Genomic DNA, 25,289 nt, shown 5'->3' on the forward strand with positions numbered 1-25,289 from the left:
GGTCCGCTGCGCGAAATGCACACGCAGAAAGAACCGCACAGCAGCATACAGGTGTCGCCGATCACTCGGCCTTCCCTGCGCGATGGCTGGACGGCTTATGCCGTGATCTCCCGGGAGCCGACCATTCCTTTGGCCTCCCTCGCCCCGCGAATTTGGATGATGCAGTCCACCCGGTTGGGCTCGCTCGCACCTTCGCAGAACTTGACCGTGGCAACGACGGTCAGGACCACACGGTTTTGCCGTACGTACGGCCCGCCAGGTCGCCGCAGTATTCCCGGGCCCCGTCGACAGAGCCGGAAACTTACGAACGAGACGAAGCCTGACAGCGCCGTCGTCCGCACGAAGCCTCGGGCTCACAGGGACTACCCGCCCTGCCCGCACCTCTCGTGCCGACGCTGCCGCGTCCACCGCAAGCCCGGCTCGCGAACAAGACGACCTCAAGTCGCCCCTCTTGGGTGAGCCGGGATGGACGGCACATACGCCGAAACCGAATTTCGGTAAAGTGGAATATTTTGATGCGGACGGATTGACAGAGGGCGACACAGGCGGCGCCCCACCGGTCATTCCCGGCGACAATCGCACGCAGGGCCTTGCACGACCTCGGCGCGCCTCGTCCTTCCGGACGACCGCTTCGCAGTCTCCTCATCAGGAGGCGGCTAACTGGCAGCGGCGCCGGCTGAAACTGATACCGCGCCCCTGGTTCTCATCCTGAAGCCCGCCAACGGCGGGCGTCTCGAAGGATGGCGACAGGCGCGATCGCTCACAAGGGAGTTCATGCTATGCTTCCCGCCATCGTGGCCCCTTCGAATCGTCCCATGGCTCTCCCGCGCAAGCTGCTGCTGCTGATCGCCGGCCTCGTCGTGGCCGCTGCGCCGGCGCGGGCCGCGGAGTTCTATACCGAGGATCTCCGTATCCCCATGGCGGAGGCCGGGCCGCAGGGGCTGGAGGCCTTCCTGGTCCGCCCGGCCGGGACGAAGCGCTATCCGCTGGCGCTGGTCAGCCACGGCTCGCCGCGCAGCTTCGACGACCGCGCCACCATGTCCGCGCACAGATATTACGGCATCGCGCTGGAATATGCCCGGCGCGGATTTGCGGCGCTGATCGTGATGCGGCGCGGCTACGGCACCTCGCCCGGCGGACGCGTCGACAGCGTCGGCGGCTGCGCGAAGGCCGCCTATTTGCCCGCGGCCGCGGTCGCGGTCGCCGATCTGCGTGCCGCGATCGATGCGATGGCGCGCCGGGCTGACGTCACGACGACGGGCATGATCGCGGCCGGCCATTCCGCCGGCGGCCTCGCAACGATCGCGCTCACCGCGCAGGCGCCGGCGGGTCTCGTCGCCGCGATCAACTTCGCCGGCGGCCGCGGCTCGCGCGACGACGACGACGTGTGCAATCCCGACGGGCTGGTGCAGGCCTTCGCCGCCTTCGGCAAGACCTCGCGCGTGCCGACACTCTGGGTCTATGCGACCAACGATTCCTATTTCGGCCCCGACCTCGCGCGCCGCCTCCATGACGGATTCCGCACCAGTGGGGGCAATGCAAAATTCATCGCGGCGCCGCCGTTTGGTGACGACGGCCACTACCTTTATGCGGTGGCGAGCCGTGCGCAATGGACGCCCTATGTCGACGCCTTCCTGCGCGAGCGCAGCCTCCTCGGTCGCGACATCCTGAGCCCGCCCGACCCACTGCCGCCGCCGCGCCAGCTCAACGAGGCCGCGCGGACCGAATTCGCGCGCTATCTCGCCAGCATGCTGCCGCACAAGGCGTTCGCGGTGTCGCCGAACGGCGGCTACGGCTGGCGCTCCGGGCACGTCACGGCCGACGACGCCCGGCGCGACTCGCTGGCGGCCTGCATGAAATGGTCGCCGACCTGCACGCTCTATGCGATCGACGACCGGCTGGCTGAACCCGCACCGGCGACGTCCACCGACCAGAGCGCCCGCGCGCGCTAGACGCCGTGCGCCGGATGCCGTTTGTTAACTCCGGAGCTCTATGAGGAAGCCATGTTGTGGGATCGGGCAGGCTTCCATCTCAGCGCGACGTGGCGACGCGTGGCGGTCGTGCTGCTGTTGTCGGCTCCGCTCTGCGCGCATGCCGGAGACGGCAACGCGGAGCTCGGCGCCGGCGAAACGCCGTCGTCCCGCGCCATGATCCGGAAGATCATCGAGCGAGAAACCGCAAACACCAATTTACCGGCCGATATCGCCGAAGCCGTCGTCTTCGTCGAAAGCGGCTACAATTCGGCCGTCATCGGCAGCGTCGGCGAGATCGGCCTGATGCAGGTCCGGCCCGAGACGGCGGCGATGCTGGGTTTTCGGGGCAGCGATGCGGAACTGGCCGAACCCGACATCAACATCCATTATGGGGTGCTTTATCTCAGCCGGGCCTGGCGCCTTGCCGGCGGGGACATCTGCCGCGCCCTGATGAAATACCGGGCGGGCCATGGCGAGGAAGCGATGACCGCCCGGTCGCAGGTCTATTGCAACCGCGCCCGTAACCGCCTTGTCGCCATGAACTCGACCTCGCTGGGCACTGAAGGGGCGGCTGTTCCGGATCCGGCGCCCCCGCGCCCGACCGCTGTTGCGGCTGCAGCTCTGGCCAAACAGGCGAGCCGCCCGAAGCTGCCGGCGCAGCCCAAAACGGTCTATGCCCGCTATCGTCAGGGCACCGCTGCCGCCAGCCACGCCTATTGGGCCGCCCACGAGGCCCGGGTCAGCCAGATCAAGGCTCGCATCGAAGCGAGATGGAAGCGCGTCGCATCGCGCTGAAGATATGTTCTACAGCCGCTCGCTGAGCGCGAGCTTGTAGCCGACGCCGGTGACGGTCGCGATCACGGGCGTGCCGCTACCGACGAGCTTACGGCGCAGCCGCGCCACCAGCGCATCGACGGTGCGGATGTCGACCTCGGCCTGGCGGTTGCTGACGACCTCGATCAGATAGTCGCGGCTGAGCGGCCGTCCGTCGGCGCCGACCAGCGCCGCGAGCAGGTCGAATTCGGCGCGCGTCAGCGCCACCGGCTTGCCGTCGCTGCCGAGCAATTCGCGCCGGGTCAGGTCGATGATCCAGTCGCCGAAGGCGATCGAATTGTGGTTGCGCGCCGCCTTGCGGTCGAGCGAACGCCGCCGCAGCACGCTGCGAGCGCGTGCGAGCAGATCGCGCAGATTGATCGGCTTGGTGACGTAGTGGTCGCCGGCGATCTCGAGACCGAGGATGCGATCGACGTCGGTGTCGCGGCGCGTCACGAAGATGATGCCCGCGTTGCTGGTCGCCTGGATCTCCTTGGCGAGCTCGAAGCCGTCACCGTCGGGCAACTGCACGTCGAGGAAGATGAGATCGGTGCGCGCGCGCAATGCCTGGCGGCACTCCGCGCAGGAGCTGGCGCCGATCACGTCGAAATTGTTCTCGCTGAAATAGCCGACCAGCATGGTCCGCGTCACCGGATCGTCCTCGACGACGATCAGCCGCTCGCGGCCGGCGGGACGCAACTCCTTAAGTGCGGAATCAGCCACGGTCTTGGGTGTCCTATGTGCCTGGGATCCGCCTTGGATGGCCTGCGGCCCGCCTTGGATGGCCTGCGGCCCGCCTTGGAAATTCAAGTCACTGCGCAACGCGCTGTCATGTGAACGGACATTCACGACTTGTTCGAGCCCCCGAAATTGCCTGGTGGAATATTAGGCGCGTTGTGATGCGCAAACAATATTGGTCATGACCTCCAGGGATTAAGTATGAATTGGCCCACAATTCTCATTTTGCGCATCATAACGCAGGACGGCACCTGCAGGCGGACTTGCGTCGGCCCGTGGCAGCCGATCCCGCACATTCGGCTTTGGGCTCAACCGGCGGTTAACGTAAAGAAAGCCTTCGGCTTCGGAAAGCCGATCCGCGCCTCTATGGTCCCGCCTGCACAATGCGAAACACGGAGCAGGCGTGATGCAGGGGCAGGCCCGGTTGGCCGCCGGTCGAAGCGAGCAAGGCGCAGCGCCGTTCGGCCGCTCGCACACACTCGATGTCCTGCGCGGCCTCGCCATCGCCGGCGTGATGGCCATCCACGTCTCGCAATCGTTTCCGTCGAACATCCACGCCGTCGACTACGCGTTCATGTGCGGCTGGACCGGCGTCAACGTGTTCTACTTCGTCAGCGCCATGACGATGTGCCTGATGTGGACGCAGCGTGTCGAAACCAGTCCGACGCGCAAATTCTACATCCGCCGTGTCTTGCGCATCGCGCCACTGTTCTGGCTCGCGATCCCGCTCTACCTCATCATCAACGGCACCGGACCGAGCGACAATGCGCCCAACGGTATCGGGCCCGTTCAAGTGATCCTGACCGCGACGTTCCTGCATGGCTTCTGGCCGGACAGCGTGAACAGCGTCGTGCCCGGCGACTGGTCGATCGCGGCCGAGATGACCTTCTATCTCGTCTTCCCGCTGCTGGTCACCGCGTTCGGCTCGCGCCGCCATCTCTATGTCGCGCTCGCGATCGTGCTGCATCTCGTCAATGTCTGCCTGTTCAAGCCGTGGGCCTTCGCGCTGTTCTCCGCCTATTACGGGCCCGGCCACGAGGCATTCGTCTGGACCACGCTGCACATCAGCTTCCTGAACCAGTTGCCGGTCTTCCTGGTCGGATGCGCGCTGTTCTTCTCGCTGCGCGACGGATTTGCCAAGTCGGACGCCGCGATCTACGCGGTCTTCATCGCGCTGTCCTTTGTCGCCAACCGCGTCACCGGCTCGCACGAATTCAACTATCTGATGATCAACCTCGTGCTCGGCGCGCTGGTTGCCGGTTGCATCAAGCTTGCGATCCGCTTCCAGCCGCTCGAAGCGCTCGGCCGTAATTCCTATTCGATGTACCTGGCCCACTTCGCGGTGATCTACGGCCTGCGTCAGCTCTGGCCGCTCGCCGATGGACTGGTCTCGCTGCTCATCGCCTATGTCGTCACTGCTGCGCTGAGCTATCTCGTCGCACGCGCGACATGGCATCTGGTCGAACGGCGCGCGCAGGACCTGGCGCATCGCCTGACATCCGCGGGATCGGACCGGTCGACCCTCCGGCCCGCCATTGCCGCCACCGCGGCCGGTATGCGCTGAACGCCCTTCTCCGCCCCTGCTACCGGGATGCAGCTTGCTTCAATGCCCGCTTCGCACCTACTCTGGAAACTCCTCGCGCTGGAGTGGGTACCATGGAGGTCATACTGCTCGGCACAGGCGGCCCGCGCCCGGACCCGCGCCGCATGGCAACGACCACGCTGATCAGGCTCGGCGACGAGAACATCCTGTTCGACGCAGGCCGCGGTGTGATGGTGCAGCTCACCAAGGCCGGTGTTCCGCTCGGCGCCATCAACACGGTTTTTCTCACACATCACCATTTCGACCACATCGGCGACCTCTACGATGTGATGCTGAATTCATGGATGCACGGACGCAAGGGCGAGCTGCGCATCTATGGGCCACCGGATACCGAGCGGCTCGCCGACACGCTGATCACGCAGGTCTACGACAAGAACATCACCTGGCGGGACAAGGGCGATCCAGCCTTCGGCGGCTGGAAACCCGTCGTCGCGACGGACATCATCCCGGGGCCCGTTCTCGACACCGGGCGCTGGAAGATCAGCGCCGAGCTTGTGTCGCATGGCGACGGCCTCGACATGCCGCCGGCCTTTCTCGCGCGATGGATGTGTCTCGGCTACCGCTTCGAGGCGGAGGGCAAGATCATAGCAATTTCGGGCGACACGGTGCCCTGCCCCGGGCTCGAGCGGCTGGCTGAGGGGGCCGACTTGCTTGTCCAGTGCTGTTTCCTCGCAACGCCGGAGATCAACAACGCGCACCTCCGCCGTCTTGCGAAATTCACCATCGCCTGCGGCGACACCGTCGGCAAGGTTGCGGCCAAGGCCGGCGTCAAGAAGCTCGCACTGACCCATCACCGGCCGCGCGCCGACGATGCCATGCTGAACGCGCTGCTTGCGGATATCAGGCAGGATTATGCTGGGCCGGTCGTGCTCGGCGAGGATCTCACGCGCATAGAGGTCTAGGCGCCAACGATCAGTTGCCCTACGACTCAGGACGATCCGACCTCGATCCGGAACGACAGTCGCTCTTCCGCACCTGGCGCGATATGCATCAGGCCCGGCTTGTCCGCGAACTCGCCATCGAAGCCGACGGGACTGGCATAGCCGCGCCAGGGCTCGATGCAGAGAAACGGTGCGCCCGAAGGTTTCGACCAGACCCCGAGCTCGCGAAAGCCGCGCCATGACATCTTCAGCCAGGGGCCGCTGGACGCAGCATAGCGGACCGCGTCGCTCTCGATCCGGTCGAAGATCATGGCGTCATCGGCAAACAGGGATTCGGACAAGTGAAGCACCGCGCCCTTGATCGGGCTCGGCTCCGTTGCCGGACGCAGCAATCCGCCATCGAGACGGCGGACGGGAGACAGCTCGGCGCTGGCGAACGTCAGAGCGTAGCTCTCCTTGGCATGTCCCGGCTGAAGCGGCCAGTTGAACGCGGGATGGCCACCGATCGAAGCCGGTAATGTCTCCTTGCCGGTATTGGCGATCGTGAGCGTCAGATCGAGGCCGGCATCATCGAGCGCATAGATTGCGGTCAGCCGGAATGCGAACGGATAGAGTGCACGCGTCGTCTCGTTGTCTTCGAGCACCAGCGCGCAGCGGCTCTCGCCGCGCTCCGCCCATGCGAAGCGGCAGTCGCGCGCAAAGCCGTGCTGGGTCATCCGGTATGCCTTGCCCCGGTGCCGCAATTCGTCCCCGGCAAGACGCCCCACGATCGGAAACAGCAGCGGCGCATGGCGCGGCCATTCCGGCCCGGCCTGCCAGACGAATTCGGTCAAATCGTCCTTCAACGAGCACAGCTCGGCGCCGTGCGCCTTGACGGTCGCGGCGAGGGAGCCGCTGCGAAAGGAGTGGGTATCGTCACTCATGGCCGACATCTACACTGCGGCCTCACACGCAGCAAGGCAGCGTCAGCCATGCAGGCGGAGCGCCTCCGCCGTGCAGCGCTTGGTCATATTTCTGTACCTAACGGTTGCTCCTTTGCGGCTCGTCCACTCGCCTGCTTGCCGCAAGGTCGGCCCCGGGCGCCGATCAACCAATGTGGTAGCTAATTGAAATTCTTCATCAACGGCCGCTTCTTGTCGCAAAAGCTCACCGGCGTTCAGCGTTATGCCGCCGAGATCGTCAAGGCGATCGACGTGCTTTTGGCGTCGGAGCAAACGCCCGCCTCGCTGCGCAACGCAGACTGGCAGTTGCTGACGCCCGTGGATGCAAGCGAGCAGCTTCAGCTGGAACGAATCAAGATTCGCGCCGTCGGCCGCTTGCGCGGGCACGCCTGGGACCAAATCGACCTGGCGCGCGCCGCCGCCGGAGGCCGCTTGATCAGTCTCGCTAATTCCGGCCCGGTGTTCCATCGCGACCACATTGTCGTGATCCACGACGCACAGGTCTTTCGCAGGCCCGATTTTTTCAACTGGCGCTATCTGGCGGTTCACCGGACCATGGGCCGTCTGCTCGCCCGGCACGCAAGCATCGCAACGGTATCGGGCTTTTCGCGCAAAGAGCTTGCCGAGGTGCTGAATCTGTCGGCAACAGCGATCCCGGTCTTCCCCAATAGCGCAGAGCACTTCGCCAGGACGAAGCCGGATCCCGGCATCATTGGCCGTCTCGGGCTTCAGCCGCAAAATTTCTTTCTTTATGTCGGTTCCAGGACCAAGAACAAGAATCTTTCCGTCGCGATCCGGGCCATCGAGCTGCTCGACAGGACTGACGTTCCACTGGTCATCGTCGGCGGCGACAACAGCAAGGTCTTCCAGGACAATTCGAGCGACGGGGTTTCCGGCCTGTTGCTGGCCGGGCGTCTGACGGACAGCGAGATCGCAGCGCTCTACGCGCATGCATCGGCATTCGTATTTCCGTCGCTCTATGAAGGCTTCGGCGTGCCGCCGCTCGAAGCCATGATCTTCGGTTGCCCGGTCATCGCCTCGACAGCCGAGGCGGTCGTTGAGACGTGCGCCGACGCCGCTGCGTATTTTGACGCCAATGATGCCGAAGCGTTGAAGCAACTCATGCTCGAAAGATTGGCAATCGGCGCCATCTCCGATCAGGAACGCCGGCGGCAGCAGGACCGCGTTGCGTTCTTTTCGTGGCAGAAGTCGGCGAAGTCGTTACTCGACCATCTTGCACCACCAGCAAACGTTGCCAGCGCTGCTTGAAGTTCGATGCAGTTCGCTCATCACGCGCATCGGTTTTCGCACAAACAATTTGCAACTGGCTGCAACTCGCGCACATACGCATGGTTCCACCAGACGTTTTCGTTCTTACTATGACAATCGTGCGCTCAAAGAGCTTGGCGCAACATCAACACATCGCTGCCCCAATATCGCTACGGATTCGAGGAACTGTGTTTCGCACTAGCGAACTCGGAGCAGGGACTCGTGATATCCCGCTCTCCAACGCGGTCCTACGGAAGGCAAACGATGAAAGTGCTGCACATCGCCGAGACGATCCGTGGCGGGATTGCGAGCTACCTGAACGAGTTGCACCCACAGCAACAAGCGAGCTTCGGCACCGGGAACGTGCATTACGTCGTGCCGTCGGATCATCGTGGCGATCTTCCGGCGATCGATGACAATCAGATTACGACGTTCGAGCGATCCGGCCGCGGCGTTGCCGGCCTGTTCCAGATGTTGCGCGCAAGCATGCAAGCGCTGGATGCCGTCCGTCCCGATGTCGTCCACCTGCATTCCTCGTTTGCTGGCCTCGTGATGCGCCCGGCGCTGGCGGCCCGCTCAGATGGCCCGCGGGTCGTCTATTGCCCGCACGGCTGGGCGTTTTCACGCGAGACCGGCCGCCTCAGTCATCTCGTGACGAAAGCGGCGGAGAACCTCCTTGCGCGCACGTCAGACCGAATCATCTGCATCTCCGGCGATGAGTTCAACGAAGCCGTCCGCGCCGGGATTCCCGCCGAGCGCCTCACCCTCGTCCATAACGGCATCTCGAGGAGCCGCACACCACAGCCTGTCGCGGCCGACTGGACGTCCAAAAAGGTCAAGGTGCTGTTCATCGGGCGCCTGGACCGCCAGAAAGGCTTCGATCTCCTGATCGAAGCGGCACGCTCGCTCGAGGATGTGCTGGAGATCCGCATGATCGGCGCCTCCGTCGTCAACAAATACGAAGGCCCGAGCGTCCCGTCCAACGTGTCCCTGCTGGGCTGGCTCGATCGCCCGACGATCGAGACCCAGCTCGAGGCCGCCGACCTCGTCGTAATCCCGTCACGATGGGAAGCCTTCGGCCTCGTTGCCCTGGAAGCGATGCGCGCGGCCAAGCCCATCCTGGCGTTCCGCAGCGGAGCATTGCCCGAGATCGTCGTCGATGGCGTGACCGGCGTGCTTTGCGAGCCCGTTGCGGTCCAGCCGCTCGTCGATGGCTTCCGCCGAGCACTCGATCTCGATCTCAAGGTGCTCGGACAGCGCGGCTACGACCGGTTCAAGCAGTTTTACGACGTTCAAAAGACACATGGGCAATTGCAGCAGGTCTATGCCGAGCTGCTTCATGACGACCGGACACCGATCGACGCGAAGGCGGGGCTGCAATCGGACCTCTCCAAGAATTTCTGATGGCAAGGCGCGCACGCACCTTGGCTCGCGGCAATCTCCTGCGGCTCGCGGGCCTCATCTCGTTCATTGTTCTGTCGGTCCCCGCCTGCGCGCAGCACGCTCAGCCGCTCGATGCCCGCTTTCTGCTGGGTGTCGGCACCCATCAGGGGCTGGGTGGCCCGGTGAGCGCGCGCGGATACGTACCTTCGGAGAACGTCGCGCAGATCAAGCAACTCGGGCTCAATGCCTTCCGCGATGATTTTCCCTGGTCCGATTTCGAACTGGCGGGGCGCCGGATGGGTTTCACGCCCAGGCTCGGCAGGCTCGAAGCACAGGTCAGGTCCGGCGTCGCGCGCCCCCTCCTGATCCTCGCCTTCGGCCATCATCTGGTGCCGAACTCCTCGCCGCCGACCACCGATGAAGCGCGGCAGCGGTACGCCGACTATGTCGCGGCGGCGGCGCAATCGGTCGTGGCGCAGCATCCGCTGTTCGAGCTTTGGAACGAATGGAATCTGGCGGCGAAGAAAGATCCGGCGTTCTCGCCTGAGAACTATCTGGCGCTCGCGCAAGTCGCGCGACCAGCAGCGAAACGGGTCGCGCCGAATGCGCCGTTCCTGGTCGGAGCGCTCGGCGACGATCCGGGCTGGACGTGGACCGAGAAGATGCTGCGGACTGGCATCCTTCAATATGCGGACGGTGCTTCGATCCATCTCTACAATTTCTGCATGGGCCCGAGCAAACGCACGTCAGCCGAGATCATCGACCGGCTCACGGCGTTTCACCGTCTGGTCGCCCAGGCCTCCGGAAACCCTGACTTCCCGATCTATGTCACCGAGACGGGCTGGACCACGGCCAGCAACAAATGCGGCGTCAGCGAGCAGGCCCAGGCCGACAATTCCGCGCAGCTGATCCTGTGGGCGTCCACCGCGACGCGCTGGCTCAAGGGCATGTGGCTCTATGAGCTCAAGGACAGTGGAAAGAACCCGTCGGAGCTGGAGGATAATTTCGGGCTCTATCGTTTCGACAATTCGCCCAAACCCGTCGCCTGCGCGGTCCAGGGGGCCTGGGCTTTCATTCGTCCCACCCTGAGTGCCGAGCGACGCGAACTCGCCAGCGGCGTCGTGTCGATCAATGCATCGACGAATTCCGGCAGCAGAATTGCAGTCTGGTCCGAGACCCCGGACCGACGTTACGAAATCCGGCTCAAGGGCGATCAACAAGGTGCAAGCTTTGCGATGCCATGCGACCAGACGGCAAAGCCCGCGTCCGGAGTCTGGATCCCCGTCTCGAGCACACCGGTCCTGATTGCAGCCAATGACAGTGCCGTTCCCGCCCTGGAGATAAGGCCGGCGCGGTAGTCGCGATATTACAGACATGAGGTTGACGCGATGAAAGTTCTTTTGACGTCCACGCTTTATCCAACGCCTCAGGCCCCAAAGATCGTCGGCGGCGCCGAGATCTTCGCCCGACGCTTCGCCGAAGGTCTGGCGCAGCGCGGCGACGAGGTGGAAGTGATCCGGGCCGCATCCACGCCCGGGCAAGCTCCGGAAACCTGCGACGGCATCAACGTCTATTCCGCGCCGGTGCGGAACGTGTATCTGCCCTTCACGGAGCAGAAGAACGTCGCATTGCGCAGTATCTGGCACGCGGTCGACGACTGGCAGATGCAGGCCCCCCTGATCGCGGAACGCATCCGAGCCTTCAAGCCGGACGTGCTGCACTCCAACAATCTATCGGGTCTCACCACCGCGGTCTGGCGCGTTGCCGCCCAGCTCGGGGTCCCCGTGCTCCATACGCTGCACGACTATTATCTGACCTGCCCGCGCTGCTCCCGTTTCGACAAGGGTCGGTCATGCGAGCACACCTGCGCGAGCTGCAAGATTCTGACCTTTCATCGCAAGCGCGCCACGCATTGGCTCAGCGCCGTGGTCGGCGTCAGCCAGCGCGTCCTGTCCATTCATACCGACATGGGCATGTTTGCCGAAACGCCAATTCGCACCGTGATCCGCAATGCCTCGACCGAACCGCCGCGCGAGCCCTACCCCCGTCCCATCTGCACCACGGAAGTGACGTTCGGATTCATCGGCCGCCTCACGGAGGAAAAGGGCATCGACAATTTGATGCGGGCGCTGGCTCTACTGCCCCGGGACCGCATCCGCATGTTGATCGCCGGCCGCGTCAGCGACGAGGAGCAACGGCGCCTCAGGGCGCTCGCACCGGATGCGCGCATCGAGTTCATGGGCTTCGTGGTGCCGGACGATTTCTACAAGCAGGTGGACGTGGTGATCGCTCCATCGATCTGGCACGACCCCGGCCCGCTCGTCGTGGCCGACGCCAAGGCGGCCGGCAGGCCGTTGCTCGGAACGCGCTTCGGCGGCATGCCCGAAGTCATCGAGCACGGAGTGACCGGCTGGCTGACCGAAGCCGATCCGCAATCCCTCGCCAAAAGCATGCTCGCCGTCGCAGCAGATCCGCAGAAGATCGACGAGATCAGCCGGCGCCTCATTGCCGATACCAACAAGTGGATATTCTCCGACGTGCTGTCTTCATACAAGAACTTGTATGAGCAATTGCGCGAGCAGCGAATGTCGCGCATGCGCGCTGTAACGTCCGACCCGCCACAGGGGCGGACCGTCGGCAAGGAGCGCCTCATCCCGAGATGACACGCCTCCTCGCGATGGCGGGCTATGTCTATCAGAGCGCTGCGGCGATCATCCTGATCTTCGCGATCAGCCATCTGCTGCCCGCCGCCGACTACACCAACTTTTCGCTCGCGCTGGCCTCGAGCCAATTGCTCTGCGTCCTGATGTTCGAGTGGCTGCAGCTGGCCGGACTGCGGTTTCTGGCGGCAGCCAGGGAGAACGAGGCGGCGCGGCTGAGGTGGTCGCTGTTCACAGCGGGCCTGTCGAGCGCGGCCGCGCTCGTTGTGGTCGGAAGCTGCGCATCTCTGGCCAGCCAGCTCCCGACGGCGATCGTCGCGCTGGGCCTCGGCATATCCGTGCTTCAGGGCCTGACGGATCTCTACATCCTGTCGATCCGGCTGTCCGACCGGCTGGGTATCTCCTCCTTTCTGCTTGCGTTGCGCGCCACGGCCCTTCTGGCCGGAGCCGCCGCGGGAAGCCTGATCTCGGGAACGGCCGAAGCGGCGCTGATTGGAATTGCTGCCGGGCAGGCCTTCGGCCTCCTTGCCGGCCTTATCGCCTATCGCACGCCGATGAAGCGCGTGTCGTTGCAGGACATGCTGGCCGACTGGAAGGATTTCTCCCGCTACGGCATGCTCGCCGCGGGCGCGTCCGTCATCCATCTGTCCGTTCCGGTGCTGCTCCGTGTCGTCGTCATTGGTCAGCTGGGCGCGACAGGAGCCGGAGCCGGATTCTCGATTGCGCTCGACCTCCTGCAGCGTCCCTTCTGGGTCCTCAATGCGGCGATCCACACCGTGAGCTATCCCGAATTGGTCAACGACTTCGAACACGGAGGCAGCGCAAAATCGGTGCAGTCGGCGCGGCGGATGTTCGAATTCATGATCTGCACGACCCTCGTGCTGCTCGGTGGTCTCATTGGATTCATTCCAGACGCAGCCCGTATCCTGGTGCCCCAAGCGAGCCTGGATGGTTTCGTAGAGACGGCGCCGACGGTTGCCGCCTTCTATTTCCTGCACACCCATCTGCAGGCGACGATCGCGGTCGTCCCCCACCTCGAGAAGCTGGCGATCAGGCTCGTCGTCGTCGCGGCCGGCCAGCTCGCCCTCGTCGTGTCCTTCGCCCTGGTCGCGATGTCAGCCGGCCTGTCGCCGCGCGGGGCGGTCAACTGCGCTTCACTCGCCACGCTCGCCACGATATTGGTCGCGCTTGGTCCTACCCTGCGGTTCGAAGTGTTCCCACGCTGGCCGTTGGTCGTGCAGGCTGGATTGGCCGCAATGCTGATCGGATCGCTCGGTTGGATACCGACGGAGCCCGCGGCATGGCTCGCCGGCAAGATTGCGATCGCCGCGATTGCGACCGCGGTCATCGGATGGCGCGGAGACTTTCTGATGTTGCCCCGCCGCGGCTGATCGGTCGCACCAGCAGCCGGCAAAGCAATCAGGTTCCGATGTGGAACTCGTTTGCCTCGTCCTCTTGGGCTGCTTCGACAGCGATTGCTGCACCATCTCTGAGCAAACACAACCATTGCGCGCAAACATCTCAACTTAACCGCCAATGTAGGTGGCATCTGCGAACTTCCCGTGCAGGTTGGCGCAAGCTGCACGAGCGGAGACGGATACTCCGAACGACGGGACAGCGTGAAAATGTCTTGCTGCTGTCTGTCGACTCGCGCACCGCGAGCACGCCGCTTACTCGTTCAAAATCCGTCACATGAATTGTATCCAATTTGCGCAGCTTGCGCATACATTCAGCAGCGCGAATTGCAAAAATCTTCAAAGCGCCTTCCTCACGTCATGCTGTCCCGGCATCGTATCAATATTCTGCTGCAACACAGAATGAGTCTGTTCCTCGACAAGGAACCTCGTTCACTCGCGATTTGTAGCGTTGATTTTTATCTGAAATTCACACTCGACAGAGAAGCTTGAACGCAATCCCTGCGAGCAATTTCGTTCGCGCTGAAATCGAGTGTGCAATGTCCGATCAGACCATCTTGTCCGCCAGCGGCTTCATCAACTCCATCGGCGTCAACACGCACGCCGGCTTTGGCTGGACCGGCTACAACAATCTCGCGCTGATGGTCGATGACCTGAAGTATCTGGGCGTCACCCATCTTCGCGACGCCATGGGGACCAGCCCGGCCGCGCAACCAGTCGTCGAGGGTCTGGCAGCTGCCGGCTACAAATTCGACTTCCTGGTGTCATCCGCGCTGCCCCAGACCGGCACAACCGGGCTGCAGAACTACATCGCCTCGCTCCAGAAGTTCGCGACCAACCACCCGGGCAGCATCAGCGCCATCGAAGGGCTCAACGAGGCCAATCACCAGCCCTTCAGCTACAATGGCAGCTCGAGCCTCACTGCCGCGGCCCAGTTTCAGAGTGTGCTCTATCAAACCGTCAATGCCAACGCGACGCTCGCCAGCATCCCCGTGTACAATCTGTCACTGGCCTACAATGATCCCCAGGGCTACAGCCAGCTCGGTAACATGTCGGGCTCTGTCGACTATGCCAACGCCCACGCTTATGTCAGCACCGGCCTCAATCCGAGCAACTCCATTGCCGCGACGCTGAGCGCCGTCATGGCCGCGGCTCCGGGAAAGCCTATCGTCATCACGGAAACCGGCTACACCACGCAGGCCAACACCCAATATCTCGGCGTCAACGAGACGGTGCAGGCCAAATCGATCCTGAACACCCTGGTTGATGCCTACAAGGCCGGCGTCAGCGCGACCTATCTCTACGAGCTGTTCGACCGCGACTCGTCTGCAGCCAACACCAATCCCGAAGCCAATTTCGGCCTGTTCAACTCCGACGGAACGCCCAAGCTCGCCGCAACGGCCATTCACAACCTCACGACCATTCTGGCCGATGACGGCAAGGGCGGCCAGCAGCCGACTGATCCGCTGAACTACACCTTGAACAATATGCCCGCGACAGGCAACAGCATGGTGCTCGGCAAGAGCAACGGTGCCTACGAGCTCGTCGTGTGGGCGGAGCCGAAGCTCTGGAAGGACGCCAACGACACCGAGGTTTCCAATCCGACCGAAACCGTCAGGGTGAACCTTGGTGGCGTGCATCATTCGGTGAAGGTTTATGACACCCTGACGGGCACCACGGCGATCGCCAGCTACACCGACATCAGCACGATCTCCATTCCGGTCAGCGATCACCCTGTGATCATCGAGATCGACGCGCCTCCGGGGACATCGACGCCGCCGGACACAAGGGCCAGCATCACGGGCACCGCTGCCGAGATCGTGCCGCAGCTGTCGGACCTGAGTGAGTCCCCGGCGCTGCAGACCATCACGCTGACCGACTCCCACGTCCTGCAGGTCGCCTCGAAGGCGACCATGGACTACATGATCGCCCATTACGGCGGCGCGCTGTCCAAGATCCAGGGCGGATATTCGTTCTCGGTGACGAACGCGGCGGCGACCTGGACCAGCACGACGACTTACGATTCGAGCGGAAAGCTGCTTTCGAGATCCGACACCGGCCTCAATTCAAGCGGGCAGCCGACCTCCACTACCGTCGTGTACAGCGACGGCTCCAAGGACGTGATCAGCTACACCGGCGGCATTCATACGAAATTCGTTCATGTCGCAACCGACGCAACGCGAACCACGGACACCTACAACACGGCCGGCACCCTGCTGAGCGAAGTCGTCCAGAAGTCCGATGGCTATTACTCCACCACGCTCTACACCAACGGGGTGAAGACCGCCGCCTACGTCAAGAACGCTGATCGTTCGCAGGACAACTATGCCTACAACATCACGGGCAAGAGCTTCACCACCCAGGTGCAGCATCTCGATGCCTCCGGGAAGGTCATTTCGGTGACACGCAGCCATGGCGACGGCTCGCTGGACTCGACTCAGGTCTACAATAGTGACGGCAGCAGCGTGATCGCGTTGTACAGCGCCACGGGAGTGAAACTGATCGAGACCGCCTACCATGCCGATCGCAGCAAGGATGTCTCGACGCACAACATCAAGGGCCAGAACTATACGACCCAGCACGACGTCTACGATTCGACCGGATTCCTCACGGCCCTGACGCGCTTGCATGCAGACGGCAGCCTGGCCTTCGAGCTGATACAGACCGCTGACGGCACTAAGACGACCAACTGGTACAATGCCGACGGCAGCCTCACCAGCGAGGTGCTCCAAAAGGCCGACGGCTACACCTCGACGACGCTGTTCAGCAATGGCGTCAAGACGAAAGCCTATATCAAGAACGCCGACGGTAGTCTGGACAACTATGCCTTTGGCATCACCAGTCAGAGCTACACCACGCTGATCCAGCACATCGATCCGTCCGGCAAGGTCACCGCCGTCACCCGCAAGCACGCGGATGGCACGCTCGACTATACCCAAGTCGTCAAGAACGACGGGAGCAGCGTCGTCACCATCTATGACTCGACGGGAGTAAAGACGAAACAATCCGAGTACCACGCTGATGGCAGCAAGGACGTCTTCCTCTTCAACATCACCGGCCAGAACTACACGACCGAGCACGATGTCTACGATGCAACCGGCTTCCTCACGACGCTGATCCGCAAGCACGCGGACGGCAGCATGGCGTTCAAGCTGGTGCAGAGCAAGGACGGAGCCAAGACAACGGACTGGTACGATGCCAAGGGGGTCCTCACCAGCGAGGTGATCACGAAGGCCGACGGTTACAGCTCAACAACGGTCTATACCAACGGCTTGAAGACTGCGGCCTACATTACCAATGCCGACCTGAGCCAAGACAATTACACCTACAAGATCAGCGGCCAGAGCTATGCCACGGAGCACCAGCATCTCGATCCGACCGGCAAGACGACGGAGGTGACCCGCTGGCACGCTGACGGCACGCTCGACTATACCCAGGTCGTCGGCGGTGACAGCGGCAGCGTCGTGACCAACTACGACGCCTCCGGCATCAAGAAGACGGAGACCGATTACCACGCCGACGGCTCGAGGGACGTCCATCTCTTCAACGTCATCGGTCAGAACTACACTACAGAGCACGACAGCTACGATTCCACCGGCTTCCTCACCGATATCGTGCGCACCCACGCCGATAACAGCCTGGCCTTCACGCTGACGCAGACGGCCGGCGGCACCAAAACCTCGGACTGGTATGACGCCAAAGGAATTATCACCAGCGAGGTGACGACCAAGAGCGACGGCTACAGTTCCACCACGCTCTACACCGGCGGTATCAAGACCGCTGCCTATATCAAGAACGCCGACGGCACGTCGGACAACTGGAACTACAACGTCACCGGCCAATCCTACGTCACGCAGCACCAGCACCTCGATGCCTCGGGCAATATCGTCGAGATCACAAGGGCCCACGCCAACGGCACTCTGGACTATACCCAGGTCATCCACAATGACGGCAGCAAGCTGACCGACATCTATAACAGCGTTGGCATCAAGACCCAGGAGGTCGCCAGCCACGCCGACGGCTCACGGGACGTCTTCCTGTTCAACTTCAACGGACAGGCTGGCCTCACGCAACACGAGAGTTACAACACCGCAAAAGCTCTGCAGTTCCTCGATCAGACCAAGACCGATGGCACTCACAACGTCACGGCCGTCGCCGGCGGCGTGACGATCCAGGGAGGCGCCGGCAACGACGTGTTCTCGGCGGCGCCGAGCTTGACCACCATCGCGTACGACCACGGCCAGGACCAGATCCTCAACTTCCAGGCCGGCAGCGGGACGACGCACGACACGATCGCGATCTCGAAACTGCTGGCGGAGGACTACGGCCACCTCCAGATCACGCAATCCGGCACGAACGCGCTCATCACGTTCTCGGCCACCGACTCGATTCTGCTGAAGAACGTCTATGTCTCCAGCCTGACGAGCCACGACTTCGTGTTCGTCTGAGCCGCCGAGACCTGCCCAAATGGACGCCAAGAGCATTAAGGGAGCCGGGGCCGTACAGGGTCCCGGCTCCGTTCGTTTGTCGGGCGCCTGCCTCTTCGATGAGCAGAGCTGACTGCTATTCGCAATTGGATAGGCCCCGTGAATTTGGCCGGGCTTCCGCGATTGAGCCGCATCGGCCGGCGCGCTTGCGAACTTGCGTCACAATTCGACTCTAGAAGGAGAACGAACCGCGCAAGGACTCCGAGGCACGATGGAAGCCAATGAAGCAAGACGTTTTGTCGTTCTCGACTTTTACCGCTTCGTCGCCGCGCTCGGGGTCTTCATCTTCCACCTGAAGCTGATCGACACGGGCATCTCGCCGGCCTGGAACGGGTCCTATGGCCTGTTCGTGGACATGTTCTTCATCCTGTCAGGCTTCGTGATCTCCTATTCCTATCCTTCAACCTCACCCGGCCCGCGCTCCTATGCGCGCTTCCTCATCAGGCGGATTGCGCGAATCTACCCCTTGCATCTGCTCACATTGCTGATATTCGCGATCCTTGCTCTCATGGGCATATCCGGTCCGACCTCGCACGCGAGCTGGACGGAGTTCATTCAAAACCTCTTCCTCGTGCAGGCGTGGGGTATCACAGATCATCTCAGCTTCAACTCGCCGGCTTGGTCCATCAGCGCCGAGCTGTTCTGTTACCTCTTATTCCCATTGTTCATGCTGCTGGCCGGGCGGATCTCGCCGCTGATGCTCGCGATCATCGTCGCGCTCTCTTACGGAATCCTTGCCCATGCTCACCTGCCGATCTGGCAGGAACGTTCACAGATGTACGGGGCAACTTTCGATTTCGGGATGTTACGGGCGCTTCCGAGCTTCCTGAACGGGATTCTCCTCACCGTCCTGTTCAGGCTCTCGAGCGACTATCGCAAGAAGCCGGTCGCATTCGCCGGAATAGCGCTGTTTGCCGTCTCGATCCTGGTCCTCAACTTCTTTGCCAAGCCCGACCTTGCAATCATACTGTTCTCTCTCGCGATCCTCGTCACAGCCACGGGCGAAAGCGCTTTCGCGCGGTTTCCCGGTTCCGACTGGCTTGGCCGCCTCGGCAACACGTCATATGCCATCTACATGATGCACGAGGTGCTGTTGATCCTGCTTTTCAAGCCCGCTTGGCACTATTTCGGACTTCAGCCAAGCATGTTTCCAGTGTTTGCATTGGTCTGCTGCATCGTTCTGACAGTCGTTGCCGACGTGACGTATCACTATGTCGAAGACCCGGCTCGAAAATTGATCAACCGGCTTACGCCCGGTGGCGCAAGATCAGCCCGCGTCTCGAAAGCCGAGCCGCTCGGTCTTTCCGAGACCAGACAGGCGGCTAACGCAAGCTAGGTGTGTGCGTGCTGCCAGATCTTGCCACTAGGTCCTCGACGATCGCCGCACAGGACCCCAGACTTCCTGGCATATCCGCGCCACGGCCGGCCGGGCGACCACCGCGACAACGGCAAGATAGACCGAAGAACCAAGCAGCACGAGCGCGGCGAGACGCAGCCATGGCGACGTAGCCGGCATGGCAACGGAGGCAGCAACCACCGCGCATGCCATCACTGCAGAGCCCGCAAGTGCGGGCATCAGCGCCGCGGCATAGGGCCTAATACCGAGCGACAGTATCCGCATCGAAGCTCCCGCGGATAGTGGATACAGCACCAAGGCGCGACCAACGTAACCGACAGCGATTGCGATAAGGCCAAACGGCGCAGCGAGGATGAAGATCGCTATGTTCGAAACTGCGTATATCAGTGTCAGCCACGTCTGCCAGTGCGGTTTGCCGAATGCCAGAATCACAGAGTGATTGTAGAGGCCGATCGTTGTCAGGAATCCGGTGATTGACATGATTGCGAGTAGAGGGGCGGCCTCGCCCCACTTGGCGCCGAAGAAGCTGACGATGAGATCCGGCGCGAGAACGGCTATGCCGGCGAAAAGCGGGGCCGTCAGCAGCGAGGTGTACACGACGAAGTGGACCAGCGTCGAACGGGACGCTTCCCGGTCATGCTGGAGGCCAGCGATGGTCGAAAAGAACACGCGGTTCAACGCGTTTCCGATCACCGTACTCACGGCGTTGACCAGGCGCTTGGCGAGGCTGTAGAAGCCCGCGCCGGCGGCGCCGGTATACCAAGTGACAAAGATCAGATCGGCATTGGCATTGGCGAAATTGGTGATTCCTGTCAGCGCGACGTAGCGCGCATATCTCAGGAGCTCGATAACAGCCTGCCGGCTGACCCGGAGCCCAGGGCGCCAAGGCGTCAGAATCCAAAGGCTGACCAGCGAGATCAACGAAGTCGAGACGAGCTGTCCGACCAGCGCGACGACCCCGTAACCCTGTGTCGCCAGCGCAATCCCTACAGCCCCGCCAACCGAGATTGAAGAAATTGAACGGATGGCGAGGGATCGAAAGAGCTGATTGCGCGTCAGCCAGGCTTCGTGGGTCCGTGACAGACCTTGCACGGCCACCACGATGCAAAATCCTTTGAGAACGATGGCAAGATCCGAAAGGCCGGAGAATCGTTCGATGGCGCCGCTTGAGGCAAACAGTGCGAGTGCTGCAAACAAGGAGAGGCCCGCAATGAGCCAGAACGAGGCAGTGTAGTCCTCATCGTTCGGATCGGGACGCGCTTGGACTGCAATCGCGATGCTCTCGATCAGGACTGCCCGGCAGAGCTCGAGCGCCAGCGCTCCCGTTGCCACGATGCCGAGAATCTGCGGCGACAGCAGCCGCGCCATGATCATGTAGATTGCGAGCGTGAGAGCCTGCCCGACCGCGGAATCGAGTGCGGACCAAATGACGCCCGAAACGATCGAGCGCGGCTTGATAATCTCGTGGCGCAATTGGAATCCTGTCACAATTCGAGGTTAGGTCGACCTTCGTCGATGAGCCATGGCTGCTATGGTCCAACAGTCGCCTTGTTTACGAGGACACTACGGCAAGAAAGCAGCTACATCCGAGGCAGCATGAATTTTCGAGGCAATCTACGACGGCTGATCAACGAAGTCGGCTGCGACTTTATTCATCAACTGCCCTATCCGCACGTGGACTTGTTCTTCTGGCGTCCCGACGACGGAACGATAAATTTCGGCGACTATCTTTCGATCGTCGTCGTTGACCATCTCTTGCGGCATTTCGGGTATACGCTCGCCGACGAGGTGCCGCGGCAAACGCGCTTGTTCGCGATCGGCTCCGTGCTCCATTACGCGCGAGACGGCGATGTGATCTGGGGAAGCGGCGTAAACGGGCGCCTCGGACAGGGCGACCTCAACCGACGCGTGCAGAACTTGGACGTGCGAGCGGTGCGGGGCCCTCGTACACGAGAGGTTCTGCAGCGCCGGGGCATCGCGGCACCTGAAGTGTTCGGTGACCCCGCGTTGCTGCTTCCTCAGCTGTTTCCGAATCGCTTTCGCCCCACTGCAAAGAAGCCGTGGGTGTTTGTTCCGAATTTGCACGATTTGAGTCTCATCGACCCTACCGCCGACACAGTGGTCTCACCGGTGGGGTCCTGGAACCGTCGAATTGACGCCATTCTCGAAGCTGAAGTGGTTCTGGCCAGCTCGCTCCACGGCATCATCGTCGCCGAGGCATTCGGAATACCGGCTCGATACGTGCGACTGAGCAGCGCAGAAGCCGAGTTTAAGTATCGTGACTACTATGAGGGCACCGGCCGGTTCGACGTCGAGTTTGCCACGAGTATTGACGAAGGACGCGAGATGGGTGGAGCTGCGCCCCTCAACTTTGACCATCGTGCCTTGATGAATGCATTCCCAATCGACCTCTGGAGCGGAAAGAGCTGACATGGCCAAGCGCCTCCGCGTGGCCATCTACGCACCGCATTTTGCGGAATATTCCTACCGGCTGGCATCGGGATTGGCGCATCATTGCGACGTCCGCCTTGTGCTCAACGCCAAGGACGCGAACCAGCAATGGGAACTGGCCGATATTGCCGTGGCCGCGCCGTTCGAAACACGGATCCGCGACCTGAGCTTGCGCCGCGGCGGCGCGATCGGCATTCCCGCGTCCTTCTTCGACATAATATCATTCCGTCCGGACGCGATTCATTGTCACGAAGTTCCAGAGATCTACACATCCAAGTTGATCCAGCTGCTCCGTCCGCTCGGCATTCCCCTGGTGCTGACGGTCCACGACGCCATCCCGCATTCGGAAGGCGGCTCCGGCACCTCGCCACGCGAGGACGGCTGGCGCGGACGCATGCGCGCGGCCGCTTCGATGGTCACGACGCATGGCGAGAGCTGCATTGCAGATTTTCGTCGCGCCTCCCCCGACTTCGCGGGCGAGACGGTTTCCAGCATGCACGGCGTGCTCATGGTTCCTCCAGGCAAAGGCTCCCTCACCGAGCCCGAACCCGGGCGCATTCTGTTTTTTGGAAGGATGTGGGCTTACAAGGGCCTGGACGTCTTCGTCGACGCGATCGACATGTTGGCCCGACGCGGCGTGGCGCATGAAGCGATCGTCGCCGGCCGCGGCCCCGAGATGACACGGCTCGGCGCGCGGATGGAGGCGATGCCGACGATCAAGACCATCAATGCCTACATTTCGCCTGCGGATACCGGACGCCTGTTTCAATCCGCCACCGTGGTCGCCCTGCCCTACAAGGATGCATCACAAAGCGGGGTGCTTGCCTCCGCTTACGGCAATGCTCGTCCCGTCGTTGCCAGCGCCACCGGCGGCATTCCCGACGTCGTCACCGACGGAGTCAACGGGCTGCTGGTTCCTCCGGGTGACGCCACTGCATTGGCCGATGCACTCGAACGCGTGCTGACCTCGAAGCCGCTTGCCGCGACATTGACCGACGGCGCAAGGCAAACCGCGGCCGGCCTCCTGAACTGGGACCGCATCGCCGAACAGCTGCTGGGGTCCTATCACGAGCTCGCCGGCCGTACCGTGACCTGACCGCGACAGGCACGCGGCCGCTCAAACCGATTGCCCGACCTTCAGCGGTCGAAAGAACATGCCACGGATTGCACCGTCCAGCAGGCGCCTCAGCCTGACCTCGATCAGCTCATAACTGATCGCGCTTGCGACCAACGACATCACCAGCCCGAGCACGATGAAGGCGGCCCACAGCAGCCAGCGATCGACGCCGGCTGCGACCAGCTTCAGGCCGATCACCTGCAACGGGAAGAGCACGAATGGATGCACGAGATAGAGGCTGTAGCTGATCTTGCCGACATATTGCAGGGCTGGCGCGCTCAGAGCCTTGCCGAGGCCCGACTCCGGGGCAAGCACCATGCCGAACAGCAAGAATCCGGGAAGCAGCCCCACGAACGGGTGAAACAGCACCAGGCTTGCATACATGGCCGCTCCGCAAGCCAGGCCCACGGCCAAGCCGAGACGTCCCGGAATACGAATGCGAAAGCCGGTGGCGCTGAAGAGCATACCGACGCAGAAGAACGCTGTGATCGGCCAATGCAGCAGGCAAGCGATGCCCAGCAGGATCAGGGGGGCTGCCAGCATCTTGCCTCCGACGCGCAGCATCGAAAACGTCACTGCAAACCAGATGTAGAACGCCCACTCATAGGTCAGTGTCCAGGCGTTCTGCTGGGCAATGGGCAAGCCAAGCGCGTCCTGGACGAAGAACAGATTGGCCGCGAAAATTCCGAGATAGCTCGTCAGGTCGATCCCACGGAAGAACTTGTAGCCGACGATCGGACCTATCGCGAAGAGCGCAAGATGCAGGACGACGAACACCGGCATGATGCGCAGGACGCGATCGAAGAAAAATCGCGACAGCGAGCCGTGCCGGACCAGGCTGGCAGGGATCAGGAAGCCGCTGATCATGAAGAACAGCTCGACCCCATGTCCGCCGACATTGATAACCGATTGCAGCCAGAGCCAGAGCGGCGGCAGGAAGCCGGGATCCGGGATGTCGTACATGCCTCCCTTCGGCATATCGTAGAAATGATCCATCAGCACGCTCAGCGCCGCGATGCCGCGTAGCCCCTGCACTGACGGAACGAACGATCCGTCATTGCCGGCGCCCGACTGGTGCGGCGCCTTGCTCATTCCGCAGCCCCCTGGGTACTGAGCGCAGGCTCGAGAACGACCTTCTTTCTCCGTACCGAGCGAAACCTTTGTCCGAAGGCGATGCTCGGCTTCTCGATGTATGTAAACGTCATCCAGCTGACCACGATCGACAACGCCAAGATCAAGGTCAGGAAGATCGACCATCCGAGCGGCCCGTCGCCGAACCAGACGAGGCGATGGATGAAGACGATCACGAACGGCGACATCAAGTAGACCGAATAACTGATCACGCCGACGAACGCCATCGGCCGCCACGCCATTCTCTCACCGAACACGGCAAAACCGATGAAGACGAGCGCCGCGCAGACATAGGCCGCTGCGATCGAATAGCTGTGGAAGAAGTTCTCGTGGTACACGCCTCCGAACCGCCGGTCGGCGAGGGCGATGGCAAAGATCGCATACAAGAGCGTGCAGACCGCCACGTGGGACCATCGCAGCTTTCCGCCGATGACAGTGTCGCGGATGATCTTGCCCAGGAACATCGCCGACAGGTTCAGCCCGACCTCCATCACCGAGGAAACGGCCCTGTTCTCCACCAGGAGCGCAGCGGTGGTTCCGACCAGCGCGGCCGCAACGACGATCGTCACCGCCGTGAAGCGCCGGTTCAGCAGCCCCATCGCAAACAGAATGGTGCATCCGACATAGAACAGCAGCTCGATCGCCAACGTCCAATAGAACACCCAGAGGTTCGGGACATTCACGAAGGTCTGCAACATCGTCACGTTCGCGGCGATCTGCCCGAGGGGAAAACTCTTCGAATCCAGCAGCTGCACCGACATGAGCCCGACAACGATCGAAGTCCAATAAGCCGGATAGAGCCGGAAGAAGCGGCTGATTGTAAAATCGCGCACAGGCGTGGCGCTGTCCGGGAAGCTGAACGGAATGACGAAGCCGCTCACAAAGAAGAACAACACGACGCCGAACCGGCCAAAGTTCATGTAGTAGCCGAATATGTCGTGGAGGGGCCCATAATAGACGCCTGTCGGATGCTTTTCGAGAATGACCTCGAAGACGTGCTGGACCAGGACCGCCAACACGGCGATGCCGCGCAGCGTATCGATGAATGCGAGCCGTTTATGCATCGTTCT

General features: G+C 62.3%; 18 protein-coding genes. 13 read left to right on the plus strand and 5 right to left on the minus strand.

The genetic code is table 11. The annotated features are described in order from the left end of the window. Positions 1–815 precede the first annotated feature (815 nt). Both C7G42_RS23140 and C7G42_RS23145 read left to right on the plus strand, forming a co-directional pair. Positions 816–1,952, plus strand: a complete 1,137-nt coding sequence (locus tag C7G42_RS23140; protein ID WP_199581088.1) for an alpha/beta hydrolase family protein — start codon at positions 816–818, stop codon at positions 1,950–1,952. A gap of 51 nt (positions 1,953–2,003) precedes the next feature. After that, on the plus strand, positions 2,004–2,768 hold the full coding sequence (locus C7G42_RS23145) for a transglycosylase SLT domain-containing protein (protein WP_106951251.1): 765 nt from the start codon (positions 2,004–2,006) through the stop codon (positions 2,766–2,768). A 9-nt stretch (positions 2,769–2,777) separates the two neighbouring features. Here the strand turns inward: C7G42_RS23145 and C7G42_RS23150 are convergent, their stop codons facing one another. Next, positions 2,778–3,635, minus strand: a complete 858-nt coding sequence (locus tag C7G42_RS23150; protein WP_106951252.1) for a response regulator transcription factor — start codon at positions 3,633–3,635, stop codon at positions 2,778–2,780. Positions 3,636–3,930: 295 nt separating this feature from the next. Between C7G42_RS23150 and C7G42_RS23155 the strand changes: the two genes are divergently transcribed. Both C7G42_RS23155 and C7G42_RS23160 read left to right on the plus strand, forming a co-directional pair. Beyond that, a complete protein-coding gene (locus C7G42_RS23155; RefSeq protein ID WP_106951253.1) occupies positions 3,931–5,088 on the plus strand; it encodes an acyltransferase family protein in 1,158 nt (385 codons plus the stop codon). Between the two features lie 92 nt (positions 5,089–5,180). Beyond that, positions 5,181–6,029 (plus strand): MBL fold metallo-hydrolase, encoded by an 849-nt coding sequence (locus C7G42_RS23160; RefSeq protein WP_106951254.1) that lies wholly within the window; start codon positions 5,181–5,183, stop codon positions 6,027–6,029. 26 nt (positions 6,030–6,055) lie between these two features. Here C7G42_RS23160 and C7G42_RS23165 read toward each other — a convergent pair whose 3' ends face one another. Then, the gene (locus C7G42_RS23165) at positions 6,056–6,931 is read right to left on the minus strand and encodes an aldose 1-epimerase family protein (RefSeq protein WP_106951461.1); all 876 of its coding nucleotides are present in this window, start codon (positions 6,929–6,931) and stop codon (positions 6,056–6,058) included. Positions 6,932–7,114: 183 nt separating this feature from the next. Here C7G42_RS23165 and C7G42_RS23170 point away from each other — a divergent pair, with 183 nt between their 5' ends. The 7 genes from C7G42_RS23170 to C7G42_RS23200 all read left to right on the plus strand — a co-directional run bounded on the left by C7G42_RS23170 (position 7,115) and on the right by C7G42_RS23200 (position 19,499). After that, positions 7,115–8,218, plus strand: a complete 1,104-nt coding sequence (locus tag C7G42_RS23170) for a glycosyltransferase family 4 protein (RefSeq protein WP_106951255.1) — start codon at positions 7,115–7,117, stop codon at positions 8,216–8,218. 264 nt (positions 8,219–8,482) lie between these two features. Further along, the gene (locus tag C7G42_RS23175) at positions 8,483–9,622 is read left to right on the plus strand and encodes a glycosyltransferase (protein ID WP_106951256.1); all 1,140 of its coding nucleotides are present in this window, start codon (positions 8,483–8,485) and stop codon (positions 9,620–9,622) included. Then, positions 9,622–10,959: a hypothetical protein gene (locus C7G42_RS23180; protein WP_106951257.1), complete on the plus strand. Its 1,338-nt coding sequence runs from the start codon at positions 9,622–9,624 to the stop codon at positions 10,957–10,959. Before C7G42_RS23175 ends, C7G42_RS23180 begins: the two co-directional genes overlap by 1 nt. A 30-nt stretch (positions 10,960–10,989) precedes the next feature. Then, positions 10,990–12,264: a glycosyltransferase family 4 protein gene (locus C7G42_RS23185; protein ID WP_106951258.1), complete on the plus strand. Its 1,275-nt coding sequence runs from the start codon at positions 10,990–10,992 to the stop codon at positions 12,262–12,264. Beyond that, positions 12,261–13,652: a hypothetical protein gene (locus C7G42_RS23190; RefSeq protein ID WP_106951259.1), complete on the plus strand. Its 1,392-nt coding sequence runs from the start codon at positions 12,261–12,263 to the stop codon at positions 13,650–13,652. The genes C7G42_RS23185 and C7G42_RS23190 overlap by 4 nt, the downstream gene beginning before the upstream one ends. 563 nt (positions 13,653–14,215) lie before the next feature. After that, on the plus strand, positions 14,216–18,124 hold the full coding sequence (locus tag C7G42_RS23195; RefSeq protein WP_106951260.1) for a glycoside hydrolase family protein: 3,909 nt from the start codon (positions 14,216–14,218) through the stop codon (positions 18,122–18,124). A gap of 250 nt (positions 18,125–18,374) precedes the next feature. Further along, on the plus strand, positions 18,375–19,499 hold the full coding sequence (locus C7G42_RS23200; protein WP_106951261.1) for an acyltransferase family protein: 1,125 nt from the start codon (positions 18,375–18,377) through the stop codon (positions 19,497–19,499). Between the two features lie 27 nt (positions 19,500–19,526). On the opposite strand, the gene C7G42_RS23205 is transcribed toward C7G42_RS23200, so the two are convergent. Continuing rightward, a complete protein-coding gene (locus tag C7G42_RS23205; protein WP_158537630.1) occupies positions 19,527–20,993 on the minus strand; it encodes a lipopolysaccharide biosynthesis protein in 1,467 nt (488 codons plus the stop codon). Between the two features lie 123 nt (positions 20,994–21,116). On the opposite strand from C7G42_RS23205, the gene C7G42_RS23210 reads away from it, so the two are divergent. Both C7G42_RS23210 and C7G42_RS23215 read left to right on the plus strand, forming a co-directional pair. Continuing rightward, positions 21,117–21,950, plus strand: coding sequence for a polysaccharide pyruvyl transferase family protein (locus C7G42_RS23210; RefSeq protein WP_106951263.1), 834 nt, complete (start codon positions 21,117–21,119; stop codon positions 21,948–21,950). 1 nt (position 21,951) lies between these two features. Next, entirely contained in the window at positions 21,952–23,067 is a 1,116-nt protein-coding gene (locus C7G42_RS23215) for a glycosyltransferase family 4 protein (RefSeq protein WP_283809858.1), read from the plus strand. A gap of 21 nt (positions 23,068–23,088) precedes the next feature. On the opposite strand, the gene C7G42_RS23220 is transcribed toward C7G42_RS23215, so the two are convergent. Together C7G42_RS23220 and C7G42_RS23225 are read right to left on the minus strand one after the other, a co-directional pair. Then, on the minus strand, positions 23,089–24,180 hold the full coding sequence (locus tag C7G42_RS23220) for an acyltransferase family protein (protein WP_106951265.1): 1,092 nt from the start codon (positions 24,178–24,180) through the stop codon (positions 23,089–23,091). Further along, positions 24,177–25,283, minus strand: a complete 1,107-nt coding sequence (locus tag C7G42_RS23225) for an acyltransferase family protein (RefSeq protein WP_106951266.1) — start codon at positions 25,281–25,283, stop codon at positions 24,177–24,179. Before C7G42_RS23225 ends, C7G42_RS23220 begins: the two co-directional genes overlap by 4 nt. Positions 25,284–25,289: the final 6 nt, after the last annotated feature.

The sequence above is a fragment of the Bradyrhizobium sp. MOS003 genome (assembly GCF_003020125.1).
Classification (GTDB): Bacteria; Pseudomonadota; Alphaproteobacteria; order Rhizobiales; family Xanthobacteraceae; genus Bradyrhizobium.

Bases quoted from the DNA above. Each gene is read 5' to 3' on its own strand.
- C7G42_RS23225 (WP_106951266.1), bottom strand. From the start codon at position 25,283: ATGCATAAACGGCTCGCATTCATCGATACGCTGCGCGGCATCGCCGTG.
- C7G42_RS23175 (WP_106951256.1), top strand. From the start codon at position 8,483: ATGAAAGTGCTGCACATCGCCGAGACGATCCGTGGCGGGATTGCGAGC.
- C7G42_RS23160 (WP_106951254.1), top strand. From the start codon at position 5,181: ATGGAGGTCATACTGCTCGGCACAGGCGGCCCGCGCCCGGACCCGCGC.
- C7G42_RS23190 (WP_106951259.1), top strand. From the start codon at position 12,261: ATGACACGCCTCCTCGCGATGGCGGGCTATGTCTATCAGAGCGCTGCG.
- C7G42_RS23155 (WP_106951253.1), top strand. From the start codon at position 3,931: ATGCAGGGGCAGGCCCGGTTGGCCGCCGGTCGAAGCGAGCAAGGCGCA.
- C7G42_RS23180 (WP_106951257.1), top strand. From the start codon at position 9,622: ATGGCAAGGCGCGCACGCACCTTGGCTCGCGGCAATCTCCTGCGGCTC.
- C7G42_RS23215 (WP_283809858.1), top strand. From the start codon at position 21,952: ATGGCCAAGCGCCTCCGCGTGGCCATCTACGCACCGCATTTTGCGGAA.
- C7G42_RS23195 (WP_106951260.1), top strand. From the start codon at position 14,216: ATGTCCGATCAGACCATCTTGTCCGCCAGCGGCTTCATCAACTCCATC.
- C7G42_RS23200 (WP_106951261.1), top strand. From the start codon at position 18,375: ATGGAAGCCAATGAAGCAAGACGTTTTGTCGTTCTCGACTTTTACCGC.
- C7G42_RS23145 (WP_106951251.1), top strand. From the start codon at position 2,004: ATGTTGTGGGATCGGGCAGGCTTCCATCTCAGCGCGACGTGGCGACGC.
- C7G42_RS23185 (WP_106951258.1), top strand. From the start codon at position 10,990: ATGAAAGTTCTTTTGACGTCCACGCTTTATCCAACGCCTCAGGCCCCA.
- C7G42_RS23220 (WP_106951265.1), bottom strand. From the start codon at position 24,180: ATGAGCAAGGCGCCGCACCAGTCGGGCGCCGGCAATGACGGATCGTTC.
- C7G42_RS23140 (WP_199581088.1), top strand. From the start codon at position 816: ATGGCTCTCCCGCGCAAGCTGCTGCTGCTGATCGCCGGCCTCGTCGTG.
- C7G42_RS23210 (WP_106951263.1), top strand. From the start codon at position 21,117: ATGAATTTTCGAGGCAATCTACGACGGCTGATCAACGAAGTCGGCTGC.
- C7G42_RS23165 (WP_106951461.1), bottom strand. From the start codon at position 6,931: ATGAGTGACGATACCCACTCCTTTCGCAGCGGCTCCCTCGCCGCGACC.